The organism is Clostridium aminobutyricum, from assembly GCF_017255415.1.
In the GTDB taxonomy this organism is placed as follows: Bacteria; Bacillota; Clostridia; order Peptostreptococcales; family Anaerovoracaceae; genus Aminipila; species Aminipila aminobutyrica.
Genome location: NZ_JAFJZZ010000001.1, coordinates 408424 through 435283, shown reverse-complemented (window position 1 = coordinate 435283; position 26860 = coordinate 408424). Strand labels below are relative to the sequence as shown.

The window sequence follows — 26860 nt, the reverse complement described above, 5'->3', positions numbered from 1 at the left end:
ATCCTTTCTGTCTGCATTGGGAGCATGTGACTTTCTCTTTATGCACTCAATACTTTTTTCAAGATTTCCAGTCCTTTATCCATTTCTTCATAGGTAATCGTAAGCGGCGGAAGTAATCTCACTCGATCCTTTGCAGTCAGCAATAGGAGCCCTTCTTGAATGCAGTTTGTAACCACTTCGCCTGCTGTTTTACCCTCCAGACTGACACCCAGCATCATTCCCAATCCAGAGACTTCTTTTACGCCTGGCATTGCGCCAATAGCTGATTTTATGTATTCTCCTTTTTTACTCACTTCTTGAAGAAAATCTGCATCGATTTTATGCAAGACATATTCTGCACCTGCACAAGTGACAGGGTTGGCACCAAAGGTCGTTCCATGATCTCCGTATACCAATACATTCTCACATTTCTCACCAAATAAAACCGCACCGATCGGGAGTCCCGCGCCGAGCCCTTTCGCAACGGTGACAATGTCCGGTGTTACATCAAACTGCTCATAGGAAAACAGTGTGCCCGTTCTGCCGATACCGGTCTGCACCTCATCTATAATAAATAAAATATCTTTATCCTTGCATAGCTGCTCCACTTGTTTTACATAGTTCTTATCCAAAGGAAGAACGCCTCCTTCTCCTTGAACCGTTTCTATTATTATAGCACAGGTTTTATCGTTTATACTATCCTGCAATTGAGATAGATCATTCGCCTCAATATAAGTAAATCCTTGCACAAACGGATCAAAGAATTTATGATAATGTTTTTGCCCTGTCGCTGTAATGGTGGCCATCGTTCTGCCATGGAAAGAGTTGTCGAGCGTAATGATTTCATTTCTGCCGTTGCCGTACTTGGTATTGCCGTATTTCCTAGCCGTCTTAATCGCCCCTTCGTTTGCTTCCGCACCGGAATTTGCAAAAAATACCCGCTTCATACCAGATCTCTCGACAAGCATCTCCGCTACGTTAACACAAGGTTCCGTATAGAATAAATTTGACACGTGCTGAAGCATTGCTGCTTGCTTTGAGATCGCCTCAACCCATCCCGTATCACAAAATCCTAACGAATTCACGCCGATTCCCGAAGAGAAATCAATCAGTTCCTTTCCTTCCGGTGTATAGCAAATCGCTCCTTTGCCACTGGTCAAGCATAGGTCATTTCTATTATATGTTTGCAAAATATACTCTTTTTCTTTTTTCTTCATTTCTAAACTGTTCATCCTTTTCTCCTTTAATCTCTCTTACTTATGAAATAAGGTTCCTATGCTTTGATCGGAAAATAGCTCCAGTAAAATAGAATGTTCTTTTCTGCCGTCAATGATAGCCGCCTCATTCAGGCCATTATGGATGGCATCGACACAGCTTGCAATCTTAGGAATCATCCCGCCGTTGATAATGCCTTTTTCGATTAACTCCGGTACTTCTTCAATACCAATATCAGAAATCAATGTTTCTTCATCATTTTTATCCATTAGCAAACCTCTGATATCGGTCATGGAGATCAGCCTTTCTGCCTTTAGAGCACTTGCAATTGCTGCGGCTGCCGTATCGGCATTGATATTGTAAACCTGCCCTGTTTCATCGGCACCGACTGTCGCAATGACGGGGATGAAGCCATTGTCAAGAGCCATCTGAATCGCCTCTGTCTGAATGTTCGTAATCTCACCAACAAATCCTAAATCAACATCTCCTGCCTTCTTTTCCACCTGGATCATATTTCCGTCGATTCCGCATAAACCGATTGCCTTTCCTTTCAGTTGATGAATCAGTGCAACCAATTGTTTATTTACCTTTCCTGCTAAGACCATTTGCACCACATCCATCGTCTCAGAATCCGTATATCGAAGTCCATGGATAAACTTGGATTCCTTACCGACTTTATCGAGCATATAGTTAATTTCAGGCCCTCCACCATGAACCAATACCACCTTGATTCCCAGTAAAGAAAGAGTCGCCATATCCTTCATGACCGATTTCTTTAGCGTTTCATTGATCATCGCGTTTCCGCCATATTTTACGACAATGGTTTTATGACAATACTTCTGAATATAAGGCAGCGCATCGGTTAACAGCTGTGCATTCTCGAGTGTATCTATTTTCATGTCCTATCCTCCCACTTCTTTTATATCACAAGGCCTTCTTCTTCCGGCAGTCCAAGCATAATATTCATGCACTGAATCGCAGCACCAGAAGCCCCTTTTCCTAAGTTGTCATAGCGTGCTGTCAGCAGCACCTGTTCTTCATTTCCGTATATAAACAGTTGAAGATTGTCCTTATCGGCCAGCGTATTGGCTGTTAGGAAGCCAAGCTCCAATTCGAAGCCGAAATCTGCCACTTTAACTAATTTACTGCCTTTATAATAGTTTTTAAAGAGCTTATGAATATCTGCCGCAGAAGCCTTTGTTTTTAAAAATCTTGTATGAATCGGAACCGTCACCAACATGCCATTATAAAAATCATTGATGACAGGTGTGAAAATAGGATTAAATTCAATTCCGGTCATCGCTTTCATTTCTTTTAAGTGTTTATGCTGCTGAGTTAGACCATACTGCCTAGGGCTAGATAATTCTTCCGATCTTCCCTCCTCATGATATGCCGCAATCGTTTTTTTACCGCCGCCGCTGTAACCGGTTATGGATTCACAGAAAAACGGATAATCCGCAGCACATAGTCCTGACGCTACCATGGGCTTTGTCAGCACGATAAACCCGGTCGCATGACATCCCGGAACCGCTACTCGATTGGAATGTTGAATGTTACTTTTTTGTTCCGGAGATAATTCCGGTAACCCGTATACCCACTCCGGATTGGTTCTATGAGCTGTTGATGTATCTAATATTTTTGCGGTTTTGGGAATTACTGAAACAATTTCAATAGAAGCCGCATCCGGCAGACATAAAAAAGAGATATCAGCCTGATTGATTTTTTCTGCCCTTGCTTCGATGTTTTTTCTGTTTTCTTCATTTATGTTGATTATTTCGATGTCCTTCCTTGCGCTTAATCGATCTACAATCCTCAGTCCTGTAGTCCCTTCGTGTCCATCTATAAATACTTTATAGCTCATATTTACGTCCTCCTGCTTCATTTTCTTAGGCAAACTTTTTAGTATATCCAATAATTATACAACTTTTATTCATTTTGTCAATGAAATATACATATTTTTGTATATTATCTGCATTTTATTACTTATTCCCGCATATTTATTAATTTTTTATTCCTATGCAAAAAGGCGGTCTGAAATACATGATTTCAAAACCGCCTTTTAAAAGAGTAACCCTTGCACGCTATATTAATGTTTTGCGTCAAATGTGATAAGCTTCTTCTTTATGAATTGCCGCATCTAACCCGATTATCTCTACCTCTTCGCTTACACGAACCGGTAAGAATCTATTGATTACTTTCAAAATCAAATAGGTAACAACAAATGCATAAACAGACGCAATTAAAGTTGCCAATACCTGTACACCGAACTGGTGAACGTCTCCATAAATGAGACCATCTATTCCATTTATAGATTTCTCCGCAAATACACCGACTAAAATACTTCCTAAAATTCCGCCGACACCGTGAACGCCCCAAACATCAAGTGCATCATCCCAATCCACTTTCTTTCTGAATTGTACTGCACCATAGCATACAATACTGGATGCCAATCCGATAAGTACAGCCGCCCAAGGCTTTACAAATCCTGCGGCCGGAGTTATCGTAGCCAGTCCTGCGACCGCTCCTGTAAGTACGCCAACGAAACTCGGTTTCTTTTCTCGTACCCAAGAAATAATTAACCAGGTAACCATAGCAACGGATGCACTGATATCTGTATTAATAAAGGAAGTGGAGGCTAATCCGTTTGCTGCTAATCCGCCGCCTGCGTTAAATCCGAACCAACCGAACCATAGCAACGCAGTTCCCAAAGCAACGTAAGTGATATTATGCGGTTCCAAATCTACTTGGTCGATAACCTTTCTCTTTCCTACAAAGAAAACAGATGCTAAAGCAGCTAAACCTGCACTTGCATGAACTACGATACCTCCAGCAAAGTCTATAACACCCATCTGCTGTAAAAATCCGCCGCCCCAAACCCAATGGGCCAATGGTATGTAAATTAAAATGCTCCAAGCTACTAAAAATACTAAATAGCTCTTAAAGCTAACGCGGTCAGCAAAAGCTCCTGTAATAAGAGCCGGTGTGATAATCGCAAACATTTGCTGATAACTGAAAAAGGTTATAAACGGAATGGTCGGACCGTAGCTTGGATTTGGCGTCATCCCTACACCCTCTAGAAATAAATACTTGGTTCCTCCGATTAAACCGTGAATATCCGGTCCAAACGCCAGAGAGAATCCAAAAACAAACCATATAACCGTTACTACTCCCATGGATACAAAGCTCTGCATCATGATAGTAAGTACATTTTTTCTTGATACCAATCCTCCGTAGAAGAACGCTAATCCTGGTGTCATCAAACAAACTAATGCTGCACAAATTATTATAAATGCGGTATCTCCTGAATTAATCATCTTTTACACTTCCTTTCAGTCTTAGGAGATTTACTTATTAAGTCATGTATAAGTATAAAAAAATAAGGCTCTTATGGAAATACCATAAAACCCCTATAATTGACAGGAAAAAACCTTATATTTTGAATCTTATATTTCGATAATGTGATTTCTGGCAGCATATAAAACCAGTTCTGTAATATTCTTAAAATTATGTTTGCGCATAATATTAGCCCGATGTGTTTCTACGGTCTTAATCGATATCATTAAGCAATCTGCAATTTCTTTATTACTAAATCCTTCTGCTAAAAGTTTCAATACTTCTCTTTCTCTTCCGGACAAGTCCTTATTTGTTTTTTCATTTTGCAAAAATCCATTGAGCATGACAGGCGCTAATACAGAAGAAACATAGATTTTTCCGTCCATCACATTGCGAATCGCCGTAATTAATTCTTCGAAGGCATTCTCTTTCAAGACATAGCCTCTCGCTCCGGTATGAAAAGCCTCTGCCAGCATTTCCTCATTTTTATGCATTGTCAAAAAAATCACTTTTAAATCGGGATACGTATAAATCAAATTTTTCGCTACATCCAAACCGCTTTTTTTCGGCATGGAAATATCAAGCAGTAAAATATCCGCCGCAAATTGCGGGAAAAGCTTTTCGGTCTCCAGGCCGTCTTCCGCCTGTCCTACCACTTGAATATCTTCTTCCTGCGATAAGAGCATTTCAAGAGATTCTCTTAATATCTTATGGTCGTCCGCTAAAAAAATCTTAATTTTATTCTCCATCATCCACAGGCACCTCCATTACAACTGTTGTTCCCTTGCCGATTTCGCTCAGCACATGAAAATAACCGCCTAGCATCTTCACCCGATCGCCCATCGACATCATTCCTACACCAAATTCCTTTTCATTGATAGGAAAGCCGATTCCATCATCTTCTACCTTAAAGATATAGAAATCACTTTCTTTATTTAAAAAAGCAGTGAGGATTAATCGGTTTGCTTTCGAATGCTTTATTACATTGGTCACGGCTTCCTGTAACACTCGATAGATGTTTAAAGCTACCGTTTCATCAAAGTGAGGCAAAGGGTCCTCTACGTTCAGTTTACAATGAATTTTTTCTAAAGAATTGATACTTTCCGTAAGTTCCTGAATTGCTCCCAATAAATCATTTTCTTCCAGTGCTTTCGGCTTCAAATTGTTTAAAATCCCGCGCATTTCCCGAATGGAATCTTCCGCTAATTGAGAGGCTTTTTCCGTATTTTTTACCAGTTTTTCTTCTCCTTGCACTTCCATCTGACGTTTTGTAAGTCCTAAAATCAATTTTAGGGCGGCTAGACTCTGCCCTACCCCATCATGTAAATCTCTCGCCAGTTTTTTCTTTTCCTGTTCTTCCGTAGTTACAAGCAGTCTGGCCTGTTTTCGCAGCAAATCATTTTTTTCTTTTATCTCAGCTTCAAACCCGGATATTTCAACGTATTTTTCCCATGAATAGTAATCGTCAAACTCTACTATATTTAATCCCTTTCTCTCTTCCTCCGGTGTCACTCGTAAGCCCATCATTTTATTGAGAAGGATAAACATCAGATAGGATATCCCAAATACCCAACCAAAATTCGCTAGAATGCCTACGAACTGTATTCCAAACTGCTCCATCCGACTATCTGCATTTAAATATTGCGGCTGAATGAAAAATGGAAGCAGCAAGCATCCGGCGATTCCTCCAAAAAGATGAACCGGGACAGCGTTTACTGCATCATCCAATTGCCATTTGTCCAGCAAATCACTGGAAGCATCTACGATAACACCGGAAACAAAACCCAAGGCAATGGCGGAAATCGGCGTACAATAATAAGAACAAGCCGTTATGGCCACCAACCCTCCAAGTACACCGTTAAACAGAGATATTAGATAGCCTCCTTTTCTTTTCACAAAGAAGTTCAGGGCCAATGCCCCTGCCATCCCTGCGGAAGCCGATAAATTGGTATTTAAGATCGCCAACCCGACTTTATCGGAGAAGGCGAAAAAGCTGGCTCCATTAAAGCCCATCCAACCAAACCACAAGATAAATACACCAAGCGTAGCAAAGGGAATATTATATCTGCCGGCTATTGTTTTTTTTCGTTTTCCGACAACTTTTATACCTGCAAGAGCAATAAAACCCGAAGTCATATGCACCACTGACGCACCGGCACAATCGATAAAACCTAATTTCTGAAGCCAAGTGGTCTGATCAAGAAAATTACCTCCCCAGACCCAATGTCCAAACACAGGATAAATCAATATACTGCTTACAATAGCAGCAATCTGCAGCGGAATAATTTTCGTACGCTCCGACATGGCGCCGGCAAAAATCGTAACAGCCACCGCAGCGAACATAATTTGCAGAAAAACAAATGCAAACCCAAGCGGATTGATGATATCCACATTTTTCAAATCCCAAAGGCTGGTTCCGATCAGTTCATGAAAACTTTTTCCAAACATCAGCGGAAATCCAATCATGGAAAAACAAATGGTAGTAATCATGAAAGTAAGAAGATTTTCTATGGCAACAAAAATCACATTTTTACTTTGGATAAAACCCACTTCGAGGCACGTAAAACCAGCCTGCATGAAAAACACAAAGCAAGCGCATATCGTCACCCAAATAATGTCCAGACTAAGCTGCATCGGTTACATTTCCTCTCTATGGTTTTGATATCTAAATGAAATTAAGTTTATTAAAAATAATTTATATCCTTATCTAAATAAAACAAGGAATTGCCAAACATTATAAACTGTTTATTAATTATTGTCAAAAAAATCATCTTACTATTTATTTAAAATATTGAATTATTTTACATTTGGTGTTATGTTATAAGTATGGATTACCGTTTGGCGGTTGGTCACTTCCTTTAGAGGAGGTGATGTTTTATGATCACATATTCGGAGCTTTTTCAGTTCGGATTACTGATTATTGCTATTGTTACCTTGTGCCTCCACAAGCGTAAATAATGCAAAACCGCCTAAACTCACAATTTAGACGGTTAGCTTAATTCACATATTAGGACTAACCGCCATTGTAGAAAGCGGTAATCCTTTTCTTTATTATATCCATATCTAGAGATAAAATGCAAGAGGTTTTGTATCCGTGCGGGAATCGTCACTTGAAAAAGCGGCTAGATTTCTCCAGCCGCTTTTAATCCATATTTTCTTATAATAATTCTTTTCTTGATAGGTTGATTCTGTTCTGGTTGTCGATTTCAGTAACCTTTACCGTCACTGTATCGCCGATGTTCATCACATCTTCTACTTTTTCAACTCTTTCTTTTGCCATCTTGGAGATATGAAGCAATCCTTCTTTTCCAGGAAGTATTTCGATAAACGCACCGAAGTTCATGATTCTGGCAACCTTACCTTCGTATATTTCACCGACTTCTACTTCTTTGGTCAGAAGCTCGATCTGCTTGATACCTGCATTTGCGCTATCCATGTCAGGAGCTGCAATATAGATAAGGCCGGTATCATCAATATCAATCTTAACGCCGGTTTCAGCGATAATCTTGTTGATAGTCTTTCCTCCAGGTCCGATAACAGTTCTAATCTTATCCGGATCAATCTGCATCGAAATAATTCTTGGTGCATATGGTGAAAGCTCAGCTCTTGGTTCAGCAATTTCATCAAGCATTTCCTTCATGATGTGCATTCTTCCTTCATGAGCCTGCTTTAATGCATCCTCTAAAATTTGTCTTGAAAGTCCGTGAACCTTAATATCCATCTGAATAGCAGTAACGCCCACTTCAGTACCTGTCACCTTAAAGTCCATGTCTCCAAGGAAGTCTTCCATACCTTGAATGTCAGAAAGAATAGCAATCTTGCTGCTTCCATCTGGTTCAACTCGCTCAATAAGTCCCATTGCAATACCTGAAACCGGTCTCTTAATAGGAACACCTGCATCCATCAAAGCAAGGCATGAACCACAAGTTGATCCCATAGAAGTAGAACCATTTGAAGATAATACTTCTGATACTACTCGAATAGCATAAGGGAATTCTTCTATGCTTGGAAGTACCGGAATTAATGCTCTTTCTGCTAAAGCGCCATGTCCAATTTCTCTTCTTCCCGGACCTCTTGAAGTTCTTGCTTCTCCCACTGAATAGGATGGGAAGTTATAGTGATGCATATATCTCTTTTCAACTTCTTCGCCGATACCATCAATAGTCTGTGCGTCTCCCATTGCTCCAAGAGTAGCTACTGACAATACCTGAGTTTGTCCTCTCTTGAATAAACCTGTACCATGTGTACGTGGTAAAATTCCAGTTTCGCACCAAATAGGTCTGATTTCCGTAGTCTTTCTATTATCTGGCCGGATACCTTCATCTAAAATCATTGAACGTACGGTTTCCTTTGTAATGCTATAAAGAACAGCTGAAATATCTTTACCATTTTCAGGATAAATCTCTGCAAAATGCTCTTTCGTTTCCACTTCAACCGCATCCATATTTTCAAGTCTTTCAAGCTTATCTGCAGTCTTTATTGCAACTTTCATTTTATCTACTGCAAATGCTCGTACAGCCTGATCAATTTCTTCTGAAACCTTATAAAGTTCTACTTGCTTCTTCGGCTTACCTACTTCTGCTATGATTTCCTCAATAAATTCAACTAATTTTTTGATTTCTTCATGAGCAAACATGATCGCATCTAACATCGTCTCTTCTGGAACTTCTTTTGCTCCAGCCTCAACCATCATTATTGCATCCTTCGTACCAGAAACAACTAAGTGCATTTCTGATTTTTCTCGCTGTTCAAGCGTAGGATTTACAATAAAGTCACCATCAATCATACCAATTAAAACAGATGCTGTAGGACCTTCCCAAGGAATGTCTGAAACAGAAAGTGCTATGGATGAGCCTAGCATACCTACAATTTCAGGTGAACAATCCGGATCAACACACATAACGGTAGCAATAACTACTACATCATTATAATATCCCTTTGGAAAAAGTGGTCTAATTGGTCTATCTATAAGTCTTGAGCTTAAGATTGCCTTTTCACTTGGTCTTCCTTCTCTTTTAATAAATCCGCCAGGAATCTTTCCCGCCGCATACATTTTTTCCTCATAATCCACACTAAGTGGGAAAAAGTCAATATCCTCACGCGGTGCTTGTGAAGCCGTAACAGCAATGTTTACTACGGTGTCTCCATACTTTAACATAGCCTGTCCATTTGCTTGTTCACAAACCTTACCGATTTCTACTTGCAACAATCTTCCACCTATTGCGGTTTTAAATGTTCTATAATCTTCAAATCTCATTATTAACAACTACCTCCTGTTAATTCAGTGCGCAATTTCACCTGTGCGCTTATTGCCTATTTGCACAGCTTGTGCGATATATAAATAAAAGCGGGGTAAAGATGCCCCGCTTGTATTTCACAATTACTTTCTTAATCCTAAACGTGCAATAAGACTTCTGTATCTTTCAACATCCTTATTCTTTAAGTAATTAAGAAGGTTTCTTCTCTGTCCTACCATCTTCAAAAGACCTCTTCTTGAATGGTGGTCTTTCTTGTGAATCTTTAAGTGTTCATTTAAATCATTGATTCTGTAAGTAAGAATAGCTACCTGTACTTCAGGGGAACCTGTGTCACCCTCTTTTGTCTGATATTCTGTGATAATTTCTAATTTTTTAGTCTGATCAATCATTTCCATTTCTCCTTTTTTTTATTCACCTTTTGCTGAGTCTCCGTTGGAGAATCGAGAAACTGAGCAAAGGTACAAATTATTTAACAATTCATGATAACATACGAAGGAATCCTTGTCTATTATTTTCTATTATAAATTTAGCAAAATTATTGAATTATATGGCAGTGCCTTTATTTCTGTGATATGCTTTCGCCATAATGCAATCTTTTGTAATTTGTTTAGATAGTTCCTCAACACTGTCAAATTTTCTTTCGTCTCTGGTTTTTTCGAGAAATTCTACTCGAATGGTTTTCCCGTATAACTCTTTATTAAAATTAAATATGTGAGTTTCCACATTCTTTTTATAATCACCGATGGTTGGTTTTACCCCTACATTGGTAACACTTGGATACTTTATACCATTATAGATGCACTGTGTTACGTAGACACCATTTGGCGGAGTGACCATCGACTCATCAATGATCAGATTTGAAGTCGGAAAGCCGATCGTCCTTCCGATTTTATTCCCTACAACGACTTCACCGCCTATCGCATAGTTTCTTCCCATGTATTTTGGGCACTGGTCTACCTTACCTTCTGCGATTAAATTTCGAATAAAGGTGCTGCTGACCAAATTGCCGTCAATCTGAAAAGGTTCCAACACATGAATACCAAATCCACGTTCAATCCCTTCATGCATCAGCACTTCGGGCGTTCCTTTCGCCATGTGTCCAAAACGATAATTGAACCCACAGTAAGCCTGCTTCATTTTAAATTTCCCAATAAGTACTTGATCAATAAAATCGATGGCTTCCATGGATCTTATGTGCTCATCAAAAGGAATATTGAACATATAGTCCACGCCTAATGACTCAATAATTCTAGCTTTTTCATCAAAATATAAAATATTTTTAACCACCAATTCTCCTGAATTTACATTCTTCGGATGATTGGAAAACGTAAATATTGCACTCTTTAGACTCGCCGCCTCTGCCGTCTTTACTGTCCTTTTAATCAATTCTTGATGACCTTTATGCACTCCGTCAAAATTACCTAAAGCAACCACTGTACTTTTTATATTTGCTATTTCATCTAATGTATTAAATATAATCATGATCTAACCTCTGCCAAAAACTTTATCTGCTTTAAATTCCATCGTCTCTTCGTTATGGAATGCAACTCCAAGAAACAGTTCCTGGCCATTTTTTTCTCTGTATATATTATACGCATTTTTAAATTCTTCTCGAATTTCAATAAGCGCGTTTTTTTCCTTATATTCCGGATTTTTTAATATCTTAACCTGCTGCTCATGAACCGGTCCGCCGTCGCAAAACCATTTTACCCGATTGTCAAATAAAACAGCCTTACCAAAATGGGTCAGCGGAACATCGACATCTACAACAAACGCATTCATCTCATCAGGGATTGCCCTGGCATATTCAATAATTTTACCCGTTTCAGGATCTCGTTTATTTTCTCCCTGTTTCAATTTTTTTAAGGCTTCCAGGTCCACCGCATCTTCCACGCTGAAAACGCCGCTGGCTGTTCTTTCAAGAGCACTCATTGCTGCCCCGCAACCAAAGATTTCACCGATATCCCTGCATAGTGAGCGGATATATGTTCCCTTTGAACAAGTCACTTCAAAAAAAAATTTACACTCTGATAAATTTAAAGAAAGTAGCTGGATATCTTTTATATATACCCGTCTTGATTTAATTTCAATCTCTTGACCGGCACGGGCATATTCATAAAGTTTTTTACCGTTTACTTTGAGCGCTGAATACTTAGGGGGAATCTGCATAATGTTTCCCACAAATTGAGTCAATGCACTTCGGACGGTTTCTTCTGAGATTTTCCCTGATGAAATCAATGATTTCGCCAGTTCCGTCTTGTCAAATAACACTTGTCCCCAAATATCGAGCGTGTCCGTCTCAAGCCCCAGAAGTAATTCACATCTATATTTTTTAAAGTCTAAATCTAAATATTCCGTAATTCTTGCAGCGCTTCCAATGCAAACCGGCAACACCCCAGATGCCATCGGGTCCAGGGTTCCGGTATGTCCAATACGTTTGATTCCGGTAAGGCTTCTGATAACATTGACGCAATCATGCGACGTATAACCGGCTGGCTTATTAATATTAATAATACCTTCTTTAATCATCTGCTATCCTTTCAGGAACCTTTCTATGGTATCGATCATCGTCTCCATAGCTTCCGAGGTGCCCATGTTTAAGGTACACCCTGCCGCTCTCATATGTCCGCCTCCATGAAACTCTTTTGATATTTCTGCAACATTTACTTTTTCTTTAGAACGCATACTGATTTTTGAAGTCGTATCAGTCACTTCCTTCACAAAGACAGCAACTTCCACGCCGCTGATACTGCGAAGGACTTCAATAAACCCTTCGGTTTCTTCCATCTTTCCACCGGTTTCCTCCAACATTGCTTTTGTGGTGCAACAAATGGCGGCCTGTCCCTGTGCAAAGAGTTTTAAAGTCTGCAGCGTTCTATTTTGCAGTAATATTTTTTCTGCCCGAATATTTTGATACAGCTGTATGCTCACTTTATTGTGATCGATTCCACAGTCGAACAAGCCTGCTACGATTTCATGCGTATTCTTCGTTGTATTTGAATATTGAAAATTGCCGGTATCTGTAGCAATAGCCGCATAAAGAGCTTCTCCGATTTCTTTATCAATTACGATTCGCATCCCATTCAGCAATTCATAAATAATCTCTCCAGTAGCTGCCGCCTTTGGATCAATATAATTCAAATCGGCAAAAGGCTCTGTCGTCAAATGGTGGTCGATACATATCGTTGTCTTTCCTTGAAAGAATTTGTCTTTCCGGTACTTAAATCGTTCCGGTTCTCCGCAGTCAATACAGATACAAACATCCGGCTCTTTTATAATCTGAAGTTCCTCTGTGCAATAATCTTTTTCCATGAATCTTAAAAAAGCAGCAATTTCATCTTCTATTAAGACATAGGCTTCTTTCCCTATTTTACGCAAAGCGGCGCACAGAGCAACCGCTGAGCCAAGGCAATCTCCATCCATATTTACATGCGGGTACAATAGTACACTTTCTGCATTCCATAAAACATCTGCGATTTCTTTTAAACTGTTATTTCTCTTGCTCATCGTCATCGCCCGATTCTTCATCATCATCACTATACTTCTCGATCCCTAGTTCACTGATAATTTTAGACATGTGTCTTCCATATTCCAAGGAAGTATCCATTTTAAAAATCAGTTCAGGAATATGTCTTAATTTAATACTTCTTCCAATTTCCCTTTTAATAAGCCCCTTTGCACTTCGTAAAGCAGCCAAGACATCTTCTTTTTCCTTTTCTGCTTTTTCGTCGTCCAATGTGGTTCCAAGGGAGGTCACATAAGCAGTCGCATAACTGCCGTCAGGGGTCACCTCAACAGCAGATATGCTCACTAATCCTGATAACCTGGGGTCTTTTATTTCTCTAAGAAGCAGCTCACCTATTACTTTTTTGATTTCTTCGCCAAGCCGTCCCTGTCTATAACCTTTTCCCATGTTTACATCCTTTTCTTTACGTTCATCATTTTATTTTCTTTCAACTTCAACCATATGGAAGCATTCGATGATATCGCCTTCTTTGATATCATTGTAATTTTCAATGCCGATACCGCACTCAAATCCATGCATTACTTCCTTTGCGTCGTCCTTAAATCGCTTTAAAGATGAAATCTTGCCTTCATGGCAAACGATACCGTCACGTACGACACGCACTTCCGCATTTCGTACCACTTTACCTTCCAGAACATAAGCACCACCAATGGTACCAACACCCGGAACTTTGAAGGTTGTTCTGATTTCTACTTTACCCAAAACTTCTTCTTTAAATTCAGGGTCAAGCATACCCTTCATAGCGGCTTCCACATCATCAATTACATTGTAAATGACCCTATACGTTCTAATTTCAATTCCTTCTCGTTCCGCCATGGCAGATACAGCAGTGCTTGGTCTTACATTAAATCCAATAATTACCGCACCTGAAGTGCCTGCTAGCATAACATCAGATTCCGTTACTGTACCAACACCGGAATGGAGGATCTTTACTCGAACATTTTCATTCTTTAACTTTTCAAGAGAAGATTCAAGTGCACCAACAGATCCCTGAACATCTCCCTTGATAATGAGGTTCAATTCTTTGATTTCACCTTCCTGAATACTACTGAACAACTTCTCAAGCGTCGTACTTGAATTTCTTGCAAGAACTTCTTCTCTCAGTTTTATTCTTCTTGTTTCAGCGATTTCTCTAGCTAGCTTATCGTCACGAACAGCATTGAATACATCGCCCGCCTCCGGAACTTCCGGTAAACCTAGAATTTCAACAGCGGTTGATGGACCTGCTTTTCGAATCGTATCGCCTTTGTAGTTCGTCATCAGTCGGATTCTGCCTGCACAAGTACCAGCCACCACACTCATACCGGATTGAAGCGTACCATTTGTTACCAATAAGGTGGCAACAGGTCCCTTTGACTTATCCAGTCTAGCCTCAATGACAGTACCTAAAGCCAATCGACTCGGATTTGCTCTGAGTTCCATCATTTCTGACTGGAGCAAGATCATTTCCAGAAGATTTACAATACCTTCTCCTGATTTAGCAGATACAGGAACAGCAATGGTTTCTCCGCCCCACGCTTCAACCAGAATCCCATGTTCAGTTAGATCCTGCATTACTCGATCCGGGTTCGCACCTGGCTTATCAATCTTATTAATCGCAACGATGATCGGCACTCCGGCAGCTTTTGCATGACTGATGGATTCAATCGTCTGCGGTTTTACACTGTCATCAGCGGCAACTACTAAAATAGCAATATCTGCACCATGTGCTCCTCTGGCTCTCATCGCTGTAAACGCTTCATGTCCAGGAGTATCAAGGAAAACAATCTTCTGTCCGTTAATCGTTACCTCTGAAGCACCAATATGCTGAGTAATACCGCCGGATTCGGAAGCTGTAACGTTCGTTTTTCTGATCGCATCAAGAAGGGAAGTCTTACCATGGTCTACATGCCCCATAACGGTCACAATTGGAGGTCTCGGCTTCAGATCCTCTTCCTTATCATCAAATAATTCCAAGCCTTCTTCAACAGCCTCTTCTTCTACCTTACCAATAACAACATTTACACCTAACTCTTCCGCTAATACCAATACTGTATCTTCATCAACGTTTTGATTGATATTTGCCATAATACCAAGCTTCATCAATTTCATGATCACAATCGAGGTACTAATTTCTAACTGTTCACAAAAACCCGCTACAGTAATCGGTACATTTACTATTTTTGTTCCTACAGGAAGTTCTTCCATATTAATTTTCGGTTCCTCAACTACTTTAACTTTCTGCTGTTTCTTCGGTTTAGGCTGTTTTTCCAGTGATCTTTGCTTTACTGCAGTCTTTGGCTTTCCCTTTTCCAGTTTCGCAAACTTATCTCTTTCCTTCTCCTTTTCCTTCTCGTCTCTTTTTATTTGAGGCTTGTTGATAATAGGAGCGATCTCAGGTTTATCATTACTTCTGCCGTCTCTCTGACCACCCTGATAAGGCCTTTTCTCTCCGCTGCGATTGTCTCTCGAATCCCTGTCTTTGTTGTACGGCGGTCTGTCATTTCTATCGTTTGGTCTTGCTGGCCTGTCATTTCTATCGTTTGGTCTTGCCGGTCTGTTATTTCCGTCATTTGGTCTTGCTGGCCTGTTATTTCCGTCATTTGGTCTTGCCGGCCTATCATTTCTATCGTTTGGTCTGAAGGGTCTGTCGTTTCTATCATTTGGTCTTGCCGGTCTGTCACCAGTCCTGTTATCGTTATTTCTCTGATAGTCCCCTCTATTGTCATTTCTCTGACCATTCTGACCACCTTGGGCACCTTGGCCACCCTGATTATCCGATCTGTAATCTCTTCTTTGATAATCATTTCTGTTGGAAGAATGATTGTTTCCTTCATTTCGATTATTCGAATATTCTCTTCTTTGGCCTTCGGCACGTTTCTCTGCTGCTGCTTTTCGTTCTTCTAACTTCTTTGCCTCAGCTTTTTCTTTTTCAATTCGTTCTTGCTCTGGATCATATTTTTTAATAATTTTGAGTCTCTGAGGACCTGATTCCGGTTGAACGGCCGTAATCGGTTCCGCTTTTGCCGCCAGTTTTACTTCTGCTGTCTTTGCTTCTGCAGCTTTTGACTGTTCTGCCGAAGCTGCTGTTTCTTTGTCTTCAAACTCTTTCGGAATAACAGGTTTGCCAACAGGCGGTTTTGATCTGGATGCATCCATATCTTTTGGCACAACCGGCTTCCCAACAGGTGGTTTCTGGGTCATTTGCTTCTCCGTATTTTTCTGTGTATGCGCTTTCGCAGGTTTCGTTTCAGGACTTACCGTCAATTTCGCAGCTGCCTTTACGACAACTCTAGGCTCCTCCTGCTGTTCTTCTTTCTCAACCTTCTTATGCGCTGCCTTTACAATTTTTGTTTCCTTACTTGCATTACTTCTATTTATGTTATTTCTCACTGAAATTGCATCAATATCAGATAGTACGCTCATATGACTTTTCGCTTCAATTCCCATATTATTGATTTTTTCAAGCAACTCCTTGCTGTTCATATTCAATTCTTTGGCTAACTCATGAATCTTTAATGTCATTAGAACACCTCCTTCTATACAGATTGATCCTCGTCAATCTCTTTTAAAATTACATTTGCGAAATTTTCGTCCGTTATTCCAAAAACTCCCCTTCCTACAGTCCCTGCAGCCTTGGACAATTCATCACAGGTTCCATATATACGATACACAACTTTCCGTTCATTGGCTATACTGGTGAGTTTCTTCATCGTATTTTCTGAAACATCACTTGCCAGAATCAGAAGCTTAAGCTTCCCTTTGTTCATGGTTAAAATACAGGTGTTATATCCCATTACCAAGTTCCTAGAACGTTTAGCAAATCCTAAATAACTATCAATTTTGCTTCTCATATTTTTTTAATTCCTCGAACAATTTTTCTAACTGTTCAGGAGCAATATCCATCTCCAAGCTTCTTCCTATCGCTCTTCGCTTTTGTGCCTTTTGAAAGCATTCTTTATCCGGGCATAAATAAATGCCCCTTCCTTTTGCTTTCCCCGTTAAATCGATCGAAACCTCACCTTCATATCCAGCAATTCGTATCATTTCGTTTTTAGGTTTTGATTCCATACATCCGACACACCGTCTCATAGGTATTTTCTTAGTTTTCAAGGCATACACTCCCATCTTTATTCTTCGTCAGCGTATTCTTCCCCAGCTTCGTCTTGCAAATCATATTCCACAAACTCGCTGTCATCTGCAAAATACTGGGAATGGCTCTTAATATCAATCTTCCATCCACATAATTTTGCTGCCAGTCTTACGTTCTGACCTTCTTTACCAATTGCAAGAGATAATTGATAATCAGGAACGATGGCTATCGCTGTTTTATCTTCTTCATTGACAATGACTTTTTCCACTTTGGCTGGACTTAGAGCACTGCTGATCAGTTTCTCCGGTTCATCGCTCCAATTGATGATATCAATCTTTTCACCGAACAGTTCATCTACAATCACCTGAACTCTTGTGCCCCTAGGTCCTACACAAGCTCCTACCGGGTCCACATTGTCATCCAATGCACAAACAGCCATCTTTGTTCTGGAACCTGCTTCTCTTGAAATGCTCTTAATTTCAACTACACCATCCTGTATTTCAGGAACTTCCAATTCAAACAGTCTTTTCACGAGGCCCGGATGAGATCTTGAAAGATACACTTGGGGACCTTTGGTTGTTTTTTTTACATCCATGATATAAACTTTAATACGATCATTTATTCTATAGTTTTCTCCGGAAACCTGTTCTGTTACAGCCAAAATCCCTTCCGTCTTGCCCATATTGATAAAAATCGTATCATTACTGATTCTGTGAATTTGACCATTGATAATTTCACCCTGTCTATTGATGTAATCATCAAAAATCATTCCTCTTTCCGCTTCTCTTATTCTCTGTACAACAACCTGCTTTGCTGTTTGTGCAGCGATTCTGCCGAAATCTTTGGGAGTGACCTGATATTCAATAGCATCCCCTAGGTTATATCTTGGGTCGATTTCACGGGCATCTTCAAGAGATATTTCTACTAAATCGTCCCATACTTCTTCCACCACGTCTTTTCTCATAAAGACATCGATATCACCTTCTTCGCGATCAATGTTTACCCGTACATTCTGAGATGTCCCGTAATTTTTCTTATATGCCGATACTAGAGCCGATTCAATCGCTTCAATTAAAATATCTTTCGATATTTCTTTTTCTTTTTCCAGCTCTTCAATCGCCTTAATAAATTCTCTGTTCATTTTCTGCTATAACCTCCTTTAAAAAACTACCGTCAATTTTGTCTTCGCCACTTTATTCATCGGTATCTCTATTTGATTTGCTTTTTCATCCTTTATTACAAGATTGTCATTGATAATGCCTACAAGCTCTCCTGATAAAGCTTTCTTTCCATCTATTGCCTGATATAAATTTACGTCTACTTGTTTTCCGGCATACCGAACATAGTCCTTTTCTTTGAGTAATGTCCGGTCCATACCGGGTGATGAAATTTCAAGATAATAGTTTTGCTCAATAGGATCGAGTGCATCCAATTTTTCACTTAAAAATCGGCTTACTAGTTCACAATCATCTGTCGAAACATATTCTTCCTCAGATCCTTCAAGTTTATCAATGTATACTCTCAAAAACCAATCTTTTGCTTCTTTTACATATTCAATATTGTAAAGTTCCAATCCATTTTCATCTAAAAATTGGCTTAAAATTTCCTCCACTATATCCTTTATTTTACCCTTCGCCATCTCTTTCCTTTCATCTACAAAAGTTGAAGAGTGGGCATCGCCCACTCTTCTCAAAAAAAGTCTAAATTTAACAATGAATTTATTCTACCATAAAAGGCCTGCAAATGCAAGCCTTTTATCAGTTAAAGAATTCAACATTACATGCTAAGAATCGATAATGCTTTATCCGGATCGCTCACCTTCATGATGATATGAGCTACCCCACCGGTTGAATATCCATACATATAGGAAACGTTAATCCCCGCAGAAGCAAATTTCTTTAATGTGTCACATAAAGATCCCGGTGTGTCCGGTGTCTCTATCCCAATCACGTCCACCGTCTTTACGGAGAATTCATTCTCCTTCAGAACTTTAACCGCTTTATCGCAATCGTTTACAATCATTCTCACTATTCCAAATTCCGCTGATTCAGCGATGCTGATAGCTGAAATATTAATATCATTTTTGCCCAATATGGATGTCAGTTCTTCCAATCTTCCGGCCTCGTTTTGTAAAAATACGGTCAATTGCTTTATCATCATGTCGTTCAGCTCCTTTCGAACCACTATATCTTTCTTTTGTCAATGACTCTCTTAGCTTTCCCTTCGCTTCTCTGAATAGTCTTATGTTCTGCTAATGTAATTTTAACACCGATACGTAGTACGCTGTCAAGCTTTTGCTTAATTTTCTTGGCGATTTTATCCAGCTCAACCATTTCATCCGTAATATATTTTTCATCTAGCTCTACCTGAACTTCAAGAGTATCTAATGTGCCTTGACGATCAACGATGATGACATAATTTGCGGACACTTCCGGAACTTCTAACAAAACACTCTCAATTTGAGATGGGAATACGTTTACCCCACGAATAATCAGCATATCATCGCTTCGGCCTAAAATTCTACCCATTCTTACATTCGTTCTTCCACATTCACAAGGCTCGTGGTTTAATGTGCACAGATCTCGCGTTCTGTAACGAAGCAGAGGCATCGCTTCTTTTGTCAAATGAGTGAAAGTCATCTCACCGACCATGCCGTCCGCAACCGGCTGAAGCGTATCCGGATCCAATATTTCAGGGAAGAAATGGTCTTCTGCAATATGTAAACCATTCTGGTATTGACAGCTGCACGCTACACCAGGCCCCATGATTTCACTTAATCCATAGATATCATATGCCGTTAAACCTAGTCCTTCTTCAATTTTCTTTCTCATTTCGTCGCTCCAAGGCTCTGCCCCGAAGATACCGATACGTAAATGTAACTCCTCTGGAGAAATACCTGCTTCCTTCAATGCTTCCGCAAGGAACATCGCATAAGAAGGAGTACAGGCTAAAATACTGGATTTAAAATCCTTCATAAGCGTCAGCTGGTTTCTGGTATTTCCTCCTGAAATAGGAATAACAGCTGCTCCCAGTCTGGTTGCCCCGTCATGAAGACCGAGCCCTCCTGTAAATAATCCATACCCGTAAGCCACCTGTACCACATCCTTTGACGTACCTCCGGTGCAGCAAATTGATCTGGCAACATTTTCAGCAAACATATCCAAATCTTTTCGGGTATGAGGAACGGCCGTCGGTTTGCCGGTCGTACCGGAAGACGCATGAATTCGAACAAATTCGCTTTCCGGTGCTGCACAAAGTCCGAACGGGTAGTTGTCTCTCAGGTCTTTCTTTGTTGTAAACGGAAGTTTTACAATATCATCTATCGTTTTGATGTCGCCGGGTTCAATACCCAATTCCTGCATCTTTTTTCTATAGAATTCTACATTCTGATAGACCCTAGCGACCGTATCTCTGAGCCTGTATCCTTGCAGTTCACGTCGTTGTTCCAAATCCATACATTCTGCTGTTTCATTCCAAATCATCTTATATTTCTCCTTTTTTATTTTATTTTAAGCATTTGCTATATTTCCATTTTTAACCGATTTATAGGAAACGATATTTCCCGTAAATCAAAAAAGGACTTTTCGTCTCCTAAGAGACGGAAAGTCCGCGGTACCACTCTTATTGCCCAAAGGCCACTCAGGACATACATCCTTATCTCTATAACGGGAGATCCCGTGCACACTTACTGCTTGGTTCGGCATGCCGGCTCAAGGGGGAACTTCAATCAACGATTCGCAACTGGCTCTCAGCAACTCCAGCTCTCTGTATGCGACTACATTCATTTACTTTACCCTGTCATAGCCTTTATTCATTATATATTATTAAATTACATAATACTATTTTTAACAAAGAATGTCAACTACATTTCTCTGCTAAAATAAGGTTTTCAGCTTCCTTTTATAAGCTTCTGATAACCTCAACATCATTCTCCTCCAACAGCTTTTCCGCTTTTGGAATGTCATCCACCTTTAGCACAAAATACTGATCTTCCTTTTTTCTAACAACAAAAGAATAGATGTAATCGATATTAATATCATTTTCACCGAGCAGCTTAAAGATGGCCGTTAAGCTTCCTCTTTTATCTTCCGGATTGATCGCTAAAATTTCGCTCTCTTTCGCAATAATGCCTTTATCAGCCAAACATTTTATAGCCTTTGCCGAATCATCCACTACTGTTCTCAAGATTCCATATTCAGTCGTATCCGATACGGAAATAGCTCTGATATCAATATCCGCTTCACAAAAAGTTTCAGTCAATTCTGCCAGCGCACCTTTTTGATTTGGAATCAAAATAGATAATTGTTTAATCGCCATTTTATTAAACCTCCCTCATATCAATTACTCTCTTTGCTTTACCTTCAAACCGCTCCAATGTTCTAGGCTGAACAAGGTTTACCTTCGCATCAATGCCTAAAACCGTTTTTAACTTGGATTTAATAGCGGCATTTAAGCTTTCCAGTTTGCCAAAGGATTCCAAGAAGTCTGCATCCGCTAATTCCACATCCACTTCAATTTTATCCAAGTAACCTTTTTTAAATACCTTAATTTGATAATGAGGCCCAATGCCTTGTGTACTGATCAGTACCTCTTCAATCTGAGACGGAAATACATTGACGCCGCCTAGAATCAGCATATCATCCGACCGTCCCTGTATTTTTGACATTCGAACCGTAGTTCTTCCGCAGTCACACTGATCATAGTGTAAAGACGTAATATCCTTTGTTCTGTATCGGATAATCGGCAGCCCTTCTTTGCTGATCGTCGTAATAACCAATTCGCCGATTTCTCCTTCTCCAAGCACCGCACCTGTCTCCGGATTGATGATTTCCGGCAGGAAATGATCTTCATTGATATGCATTCCTCGAAGTGCCTGACATTCTCCGGCAACACCGGGTCCGATTAATTCACTCATCCCATAGTTTTCCGTTGAAAAAATCCCCCATACTTCGTTGAGCTCGTTTCTCATAGCCTCAGTGGATCCTTCTCCCCCGAAAAGTCCGTATTTTAAATGCAAATCCTTTGCCGGATCAACACCCATTTCTTTCGCAACTTCCGCCATATGTAATGCGTAAGAAGGAGTACTGATCAAAGCCGTCGTCTCCATATCCTGCATCATCATAATTTGCTTTTTTGTATTTCCGCTGGACATCGGAATAACAGCAGCTCCTACTTCTTCCAGACCCTGATGCAATCCAAAAGCTCCCGTAAATAAACCGTAGCCAAAAGAAATCTGCGCTGTATCTTCTTCTGTCACACCTGCCATCGTTACCAATCGGGCAATCATCTCGCGCCACATAGCCATGTCATGTTTTGTATAGCCGACTACTGTCGGCTTTCCTGTTGTCCCGGAGGACGCATGGAACCGAACCAATTCTTTTCTGGGTACGGAAAACAATCCGCACGGATAGGTATCTCTAAAATCTGCTTTTACTGTGAAGGGCAGCTTACTCAAATCCTCTAAGCTTTTTATATCTTCCGGCAATACACCGATTTCATCAAATTTTTTCTTATAATGAGGGACATTATTATATACTCTTTCTGCTGTTTTTTTCAGTCTTTCTAATTGAACAGTCTGAAACTGCTCCCGATTAAAACTTTCTTCTTTGCTCCAAATTCTATCCTGCGCCATTCTGACAATTCCTCCTACGTTTCCTACTAAACTACTGTATACTTTTCATTGTATCGAATCCAATACGATTTTTCCAGTCTAAAATAAACTTAATTGATCGGACTCCGGCAAACCCGATAAAACGCCATGCTCCCTTAACGCCTCTATCGCCGTTTTATTGGCCCTCGCTCTTTCTCGAATTTCCTCAATGGTCTCAAACGGTCTCTTCTCGTATTCTTCAGCGATCATTCTGGCTGCACTTTCTCCGACGCCGCCCAATGCCACCAGAGGAAGCAGCACTTTGCTGTCCTTTGCATAGAATTTTGTTGCATGCGATTTTCCGAGTTCCACTGCAGCAAATTCATACCCTCTGGCATACATTTCATACGCCACTTCCAGAACAATGACCTCATCTTCTTCCTTCTTTGTCGCATTCTTTCCCTTTGCAATAATGGCATCCATCTTATCTAGTACAGCTTTCGGACCCTTTGTAATAGTCTCCGCATCAAATTCGCTTACCTTGGTGGTGAAATACGTCGCATAGAATTCCACCGGATAATAGACTTTAAAGTACGCGATTCGGTAGGACATCATCACATATGCCACCGCATGGGCCCGGGGGAACATGTATTTGATTCTTCGGCAGGATTCAATATACCATTCCGGCACATTGTTTTGCTGCATTAATTCCGCATCTTCCTCCGTAACCCCTTTTCCTTTTCGAACCTTTTCCATGATATTAAACGCTTTCTTTTTCGGTAAGCCTTTTAGGATCAAATAATTCATAATGTCATCTCTGGTAGAAATCGCATCCTTTATAGTCGCTTCTCCGCTTCGGATAAATTCCTGCGCATTATTAATCCACACGTCGGTTCCGTGCGAGAACCCGGAAATTCGAACATAGTCGGCAAATCGGCTCGGTTTGGTATCATCGAGCATCTGTCTGGTGAATTTCGTCCCGAATTCCGGTATGCCATAACTGCCGTGTACAAAACGATAATCCGGATCTTTGATATCCAAGCCTTCGATTCCATTAAAAATGCTGTTTACCCGTTCATCTTTTAAAGGCACTTGTGTCAATGGGTCCAGACCCGTCATGTCCTGAAGGTGACGAATCATGGACGGCACGTCGTGACCGAGTATGTCAAGCTTCAACAGGTTTTGGTCGATGGAATGGTAATCAAAATGAGTCGTAATGATGTCGCTTGTCGTATCATTGGCCGGATGCTGAACCGGACAAAATTCATAAATTTCATGATCATCCGGAACAATAATAATACCTCCCGGATGCTGTCCGGTCGTTCTTCTTACACCCGTGCAGCATTCCGCAAGTCGTTCTACTTCAAATTTATTGATTGGAATCTGCCGCTCCTCAAAATATTTCATCACAAATCCATAGGCGGTTTTTGTAGCAACCGTGCCGATGGTTCCTGCCTTAAATACATTTTTGCTGCCGAAAATCTCATCCACGTACTTGTGTGCATAGGGCTGATATTCTCCGGCAAAGTTCAAATCGATATCGGGTTCTTTATCCGCTTCAAACCCCAAGAAGGTCTGGAATGGTATCGTAAAGCCGTCTTGCTTTAATTTCGTACCGCATGTTGGACAATCCTTGTCAGGCATGTCCACGCCGCAGTCGTATTCGTTTTCATCTCCCCATTCCAAGTACTTACACTTCGGACATATGTAATGCGGCGGCAGAGGATTTACTTCTGTAATACCGGCCATGGTGGCCGCAAAGGAAGATCCTACCGAGCCTCTGGAACCTACCAGATAGCCGTCGCTTAAGGATTTCTGCACCAACATCTCCGCTGCAATATACATGACCGCATAGCCTTCACGGATAATCGGTACCAGTTCGGCATCCAGCCGTTCCTGTATTTCTTTAGGCAACGGATTTCCGTAAATACTCCATGCCCGTTCCATGCACTTACTTCTAAGCAATTCCTCTGCATGTTCAATTTTAGGCGGATACTTCTCCTTCGGTACCGGTCTTACCTCTTCAATCATATCCGCAATGAGGTTTGTCGCATCGATAACCACTCTCTCCGCCATGTCTTTGCCTAAATAAGCAAATTCCTCCAGCATTTCCGCTGTCGTTCTTAAGTACAGTCCTTCGTTTCCTTCGTCCTTATACCCTTGACCTGCCATGAGGATATTTCGATACAAAGCTTCCTCCGGTTCCCCGTAGTGAGCATCTGTTGTTGCTACAACCGGTTTTCCATACTTTTCACCTAACGCCACGATCGTCCGGTTTAAATCCCGTAAACCTTCTTTATCCGCAACAACGCCTTTATCAATTAGGAACTGATTGTTCACGATGGGTTGGATCTCCAAATAATCATAGTACTGAACCAGTTCTTCAATTTCTTTTTCACTCTTTTTTTGTAAAACAGCTCGAAATACTTCTCCTGCCTCACAGGCCGAACCGATGATCAAGCCTTCCCGATAGGTAGTTAATACTGATTTCGGAATTCTAGGCCGTTTATAGAAATAGTTCAGATGAGAAATCGAAACCAGCTTATAAAGATTCTTCAAGCCTTCTTGTGTTCGTGCCAATAGGATAATATGATTGGTCGGTTTCTTTTTATATTCAATGCTCCCGTCCGGATTGATACAATCTTTATCCTCGAAAACATACCCTTCCATTCCATAGATGATTTTCATATTCGGGAATTTATCCACGGCATGGGAAGCTTCCGGAAACCCTTGAACCACACCATGGTCTGTGATAGCCATTGCCTTATGGCCCCAGCCCCCATGTGTTTTAACCATATCCTTGATTTCATTCAGGCCATCCATTGCACTCATTTTGGAATGGGCATGCAGTTCGACACGCTTTCTCTCACACGTATCTTTCCGTTTCTTAATTTCACCTTTTTGAATATCACGGGCCATCACCACGACAACATTTTCATAAGTATCCCATTCTGCGTTTCCTCTTATTTTCACGAACGTCCCGTTTCCGATATGTTCATCGATCTCATTCCATTTATTTTCTGAAGTAAACGCTTTGATACAAAGAGAGGTTTTCTTATCTGTGATCAGCAAGCTAACCAGCTTTTTTTCATTTTTTATGGTTCGTGCTTCTTTTTTAAAGACAATACCTTCTATTGTTACCTGGCCGCTGTCCGCTGTAATACTGGAAAGAGCCGTCGCTCGACCATTGATTTCTGTTCCCAAAATGCGATTTCCCTGTACCGGTTCCTCCTTGGGCCTTCGATTCCATTTATTGCCTCCGTTTCCGCTGTTGCCGGAAAAGTTTTTCTTTTCTCCCCCATTTTCAGCGGAAAAATTAGGCTGTGGTCTGCTCGCAGCCATACTTGCTGCTTTTTGCTGCGTCGCATGGACTTCCTTTTCTTCCAGCTCTGCAAAAGCTCTTTTTTGCTGCGCAATTTTTTTATAAGCATCCGCATGATTCTCAAATTTAACTTCGGCCGCTATGTTGAAATCTCTTTGTAAAATCCGTTCAAAAATGTTAGCCACTCGCTCATTCAAATCATTTACCGCCATACCACCCAGCGCATAAATCGTTAAGATGTTGTCTTGTAAAACGGACTCTTCCGGAAAAATGGTTTTGGTACTTCTGGCATAGTCACCATTGACTTCATCAATCATATGCTCTACGCAAAGCCGTACGATTTCCTTCGGAGTCTGAACCATTTCTGTATATTTAAAATCAAACTGAACTTCTTTCAGCCCTTGAATTTGATTGATTATAATTGCCTTCATCCGCTGAATATCATCAAAGGGTATAACAAAATTGAGCTCAATCGCTAAAGAAAGCGTTGCACTCTCTTTTGACATTTGAGCTCTTCCTAAAGAGAACTTATAATGCTCTCTTGGGTGTTTTCCTAATTTACTCC

The 26860-nt window shown here is 40.5% G+C and carries 22 protein-coding genes and 1 other annotated feature; all 22 genes read right to left on the bottom strand.

Going from position 1 to position 26860, the window contains the following annotated elements; translation table 11 throughout:
• Nucleotides 1–38: 38 nt before the first annotated feature.
• Nucleotides 39–1211 (bottom strand): aspartate aminotransferase family protein, encoded by a 1173-nt coding sequence (locus JYB65_RS02155; RefSeq protein WP_206580927.1) that lies wholly within the window; start codon nt 1209–1211, stop codon nt 39–41.
• 21 nt (nt 1212–1232) lie between these two features.
• Nucleotides 1233–2093 (bottom strand): acetylglutamate kinase, encoded by an 861-nt coding sequence (argB, locus tag JYB65_RS02150; protein ID WP_206580926.1) that lies wholly within the window; start codon nt 2091–2093, stop codon nt 1233–1235.
• A 20-nt stretch (nt 2094–2113) separates the two neighbouring features.
• Nucleotides 2114–3055: an N-acetyl-gamma-glutamyl-phosphate reductase gene (gene argC / locus JYB65_RS02145; protein ID WP_206580925.1), complete on the bottom strand. Its 942-nt coding sequence runs from the start codon at nt 3053–3055 to the stop codon at nt 2114–2116.
• 238 nt (nt 3056–3293) lie between these two features.
• Nucleotides 3294–4508 carry an ammonium transporter gene (locus JYB65_RS02140; RefSeq protein ID WP_206580924.1) on the bottom strand — a complete coding sequence of 405 codons (1215 nt, stop codon included), beginning with the start codon at nt 4506–4508 and terminating at the stop codon, nt 3294–3296.
• 129 nt (nt 4509–4637) lie between these two features.
• A complete protein-coding gene (locus JYB65_RS02135) occupies nt 4638–5279 on the bottom strand; it encodes a response regulator (protein ID WP_245156557.1) in 642 nt (213 codons plus the stop codon).
• Nucleotides 5266–7161 carry a histidine kinase gene (locus tag JYB65_RS02130; protein WP_206580923.1) on the bottom strand — a complete coding sequence of 632 codons (1896 nt, stop codon included), beginning with the start codon at nt 7159–7161 and terminating at the stop codon, nt 5266–5268. Before JYB65_RS02130 ends, JYB65_RS02135 begins: the two co-directional genes overlap by 14 nt.
• A 523-nt stretch (nt 7162–7684) precedes the next feature.
• Entirely contained in the window at nt 7685–9784 is a 2100-nt protein-coding gene (locus JYB65_RS02125; RefSeq protein WP_206580922.1) for a polyribonucleotide nucleotidyltransferase, read from the bottom strand.
• 123 nt (nt 9785–9907) lie between these two features.
• Entirely contained in the window at nt 9908–10174 is a 267-nt protein-coding gene (gene rpsO, locus JYB65_RS02120; RefSeq protein WP_206580921.1) for a 30S ribosomal protein S15, read from the bottom strand.
• A 154-nt stretch (nt 10175–10328) separates the two neighbouring features.
• Nucleotides 10329–11267, bottom strand: coding sequence for a bifunctional riboflavin kinase/FAD synthetase (locus JYB65_RS02115; protein WP_206580920.1), 939 nt, complete (start codon nt 11265–11267; stop codon nt 10329–10331).
• Between the two features lie 3 nt (nt 11268–11270).
• Nucleotides 11271–12314: a tRNA pseudouridine(55) synthase TruB gene (gene truB, locus JYB65_RS02110; RefSeq protein WP_206580919.1), complete on the bottom strand. Its 1044-nt coding sequence runs from the start codon at nt 12312–12314 to the stop codon at nt 11271–11273.
• A gap of 3 nt (nt 12315–12317) precedes the next feature.
• Nucleotides 12318–13319: a DHH family phosphoesterase gene (locus JYB65_RS02105; protein ID WP_206580918.1), complete on the bottom strand. Its 1002-nt coding sequence runs from the start codon at nt 13317–13319 to the stop codon at nt 12318–12320.
• Nucleotides 13276–13698 (bottom strand): 30S ribosome-binding factor RbfA, encoded by a 423-nt coding sequence (gene rbfA / locus JYB65_RS02100; protein ID WP_206580917.1) that lies wholly within the window; start codon nt 13696–13698, stop codon nt 13276–13278. Before rbfA ends, JYB65_RS02105 begins: the two co-directional genes overlap by 44 nt.
• 30 nt (nt 13699–13728) lie before the next feature.
• A complete protein-coding gene (gene infB / locus JYB65_RS15055; protein ID WP_206580916.1) occupies nt 13729–16815 on the bottom strand; it encodes a translation initiation factor IF-2 in 3087 nt (1028 codons plus the stop codon).
• A 14-nt stretch (nt 16816–16829) separates the two neighbouring features.
• Nucleotides 16830–17144, bottom strand: coding sequence for a L7Ae/L30e/S12e/Gadd45 family ribosomal protein (locus tag JYB65_RS02090; protein ID WP_206580915.1), 315 nt, complete (start codon nt 17142–17144; stop codon nt 16830–16832).
• A complete protein-coding gene (rnpM, locus tag JYB65_RS02085) occupies nt 17128–17412 on the bottom strand; it encodes an RNase P modulator RnpM (RefSeq protein ID WP_425331116.1) in 285 nt (94 codons plus the stop codon). The genes JYB65_RS02090 and rnpM overlap by 17 nt, the downstream gene beginning before the upstream one ends.
• Nucleotides 17413–17420: 8 nt before the next feature.
• On the bottom strand, nt 17421–18524 hold the full coding sequence (nusA, locus tag JYB65_RS02080; protein ID WP_206580913.1) for a transcription termination factor NusA: 1104 nt from the start codon (nt 18522–18524) through the stop codon (nt 17421–17423).
• An 18-nt stretch (nt 18525–18542) separates the two neighbouring features.
• The gene (rimP, locus tag JYB65_RS02075; protein WP_206580912.1) at nt 18543–19022 is read right to left on the bottom strand and encodes a ribosome maturation factor RimP; all 480 of its coding nucleotides are present in this window, start codon (nt 19020–19022) and stop codon (nt 18543–18545) included.
• A gap of 137 nt (nt 19023–19159) precedes the next feature.
• Nucleotides 19160–19543: an ACT domain-containing protein gene (locus JYB65_RS02070; protein ID WP_206580911.1), complete on the bottom strand. Its 384-nt coding sequence runs from the start codon at nt 19541–19543 to the stop codon at nt 19160–19162.
• Between the two features lie 23 nt (nt 19544–19566).
• Nucleotides 19567–20865: a phenylacetate--CoA ligase family protein gene (locus JYB65_RS02065; RefSeq protein ID WP_206580910.1), complete on the bottom strand. Its 1299-nt coding sequence runs from the start codon at nt 20863–20865 to the stop codon at nt 19567–19569.
• A 109-nt stretch (nt 20866–20974) separates the two neighbouring features.
• Nucleotides 20975–21194 (bottom strand) — a binding site (T-box leader).
• Between the two features lie 89 nt (nt 21195–21283).
• The gene (locus JYB65_RS02060; protein ID WP_206580909.1) at nt 21284–21700 is read right to left on the bottom strand and encodes an ACT domain-containing protein; all 417 of its coding nucleotides are present in this window, start codon (nt 21698–21700) and stop codon (nt 21284–21286) included.
• Between the two features lie 4 nt (nt 21701–21704).
• Entirely contained in the window at nt 21705–23015 is a 1311-nt protein-coding gene (locus JYB65_RS02055; protein ID WP_206580908.1) for a phenylacetate--CoA ligase family protein, read from the bottom strand.
• A 78-nt stretch (nt 23016–23093) separates the two neighbouring features.
• Nucleotides 23094–26801, bottom strand: coding sequence for a PolC-type DNA polymerase III (locus tag JYB65_RS02050; RefSeq protein WP_245156556.1), 3708 nt, complete (start codon nt 26799–26801; stop codon nt 23094–23096).
• Nucleotides 26802–26860: the final 59 nt, after the last annotated feature.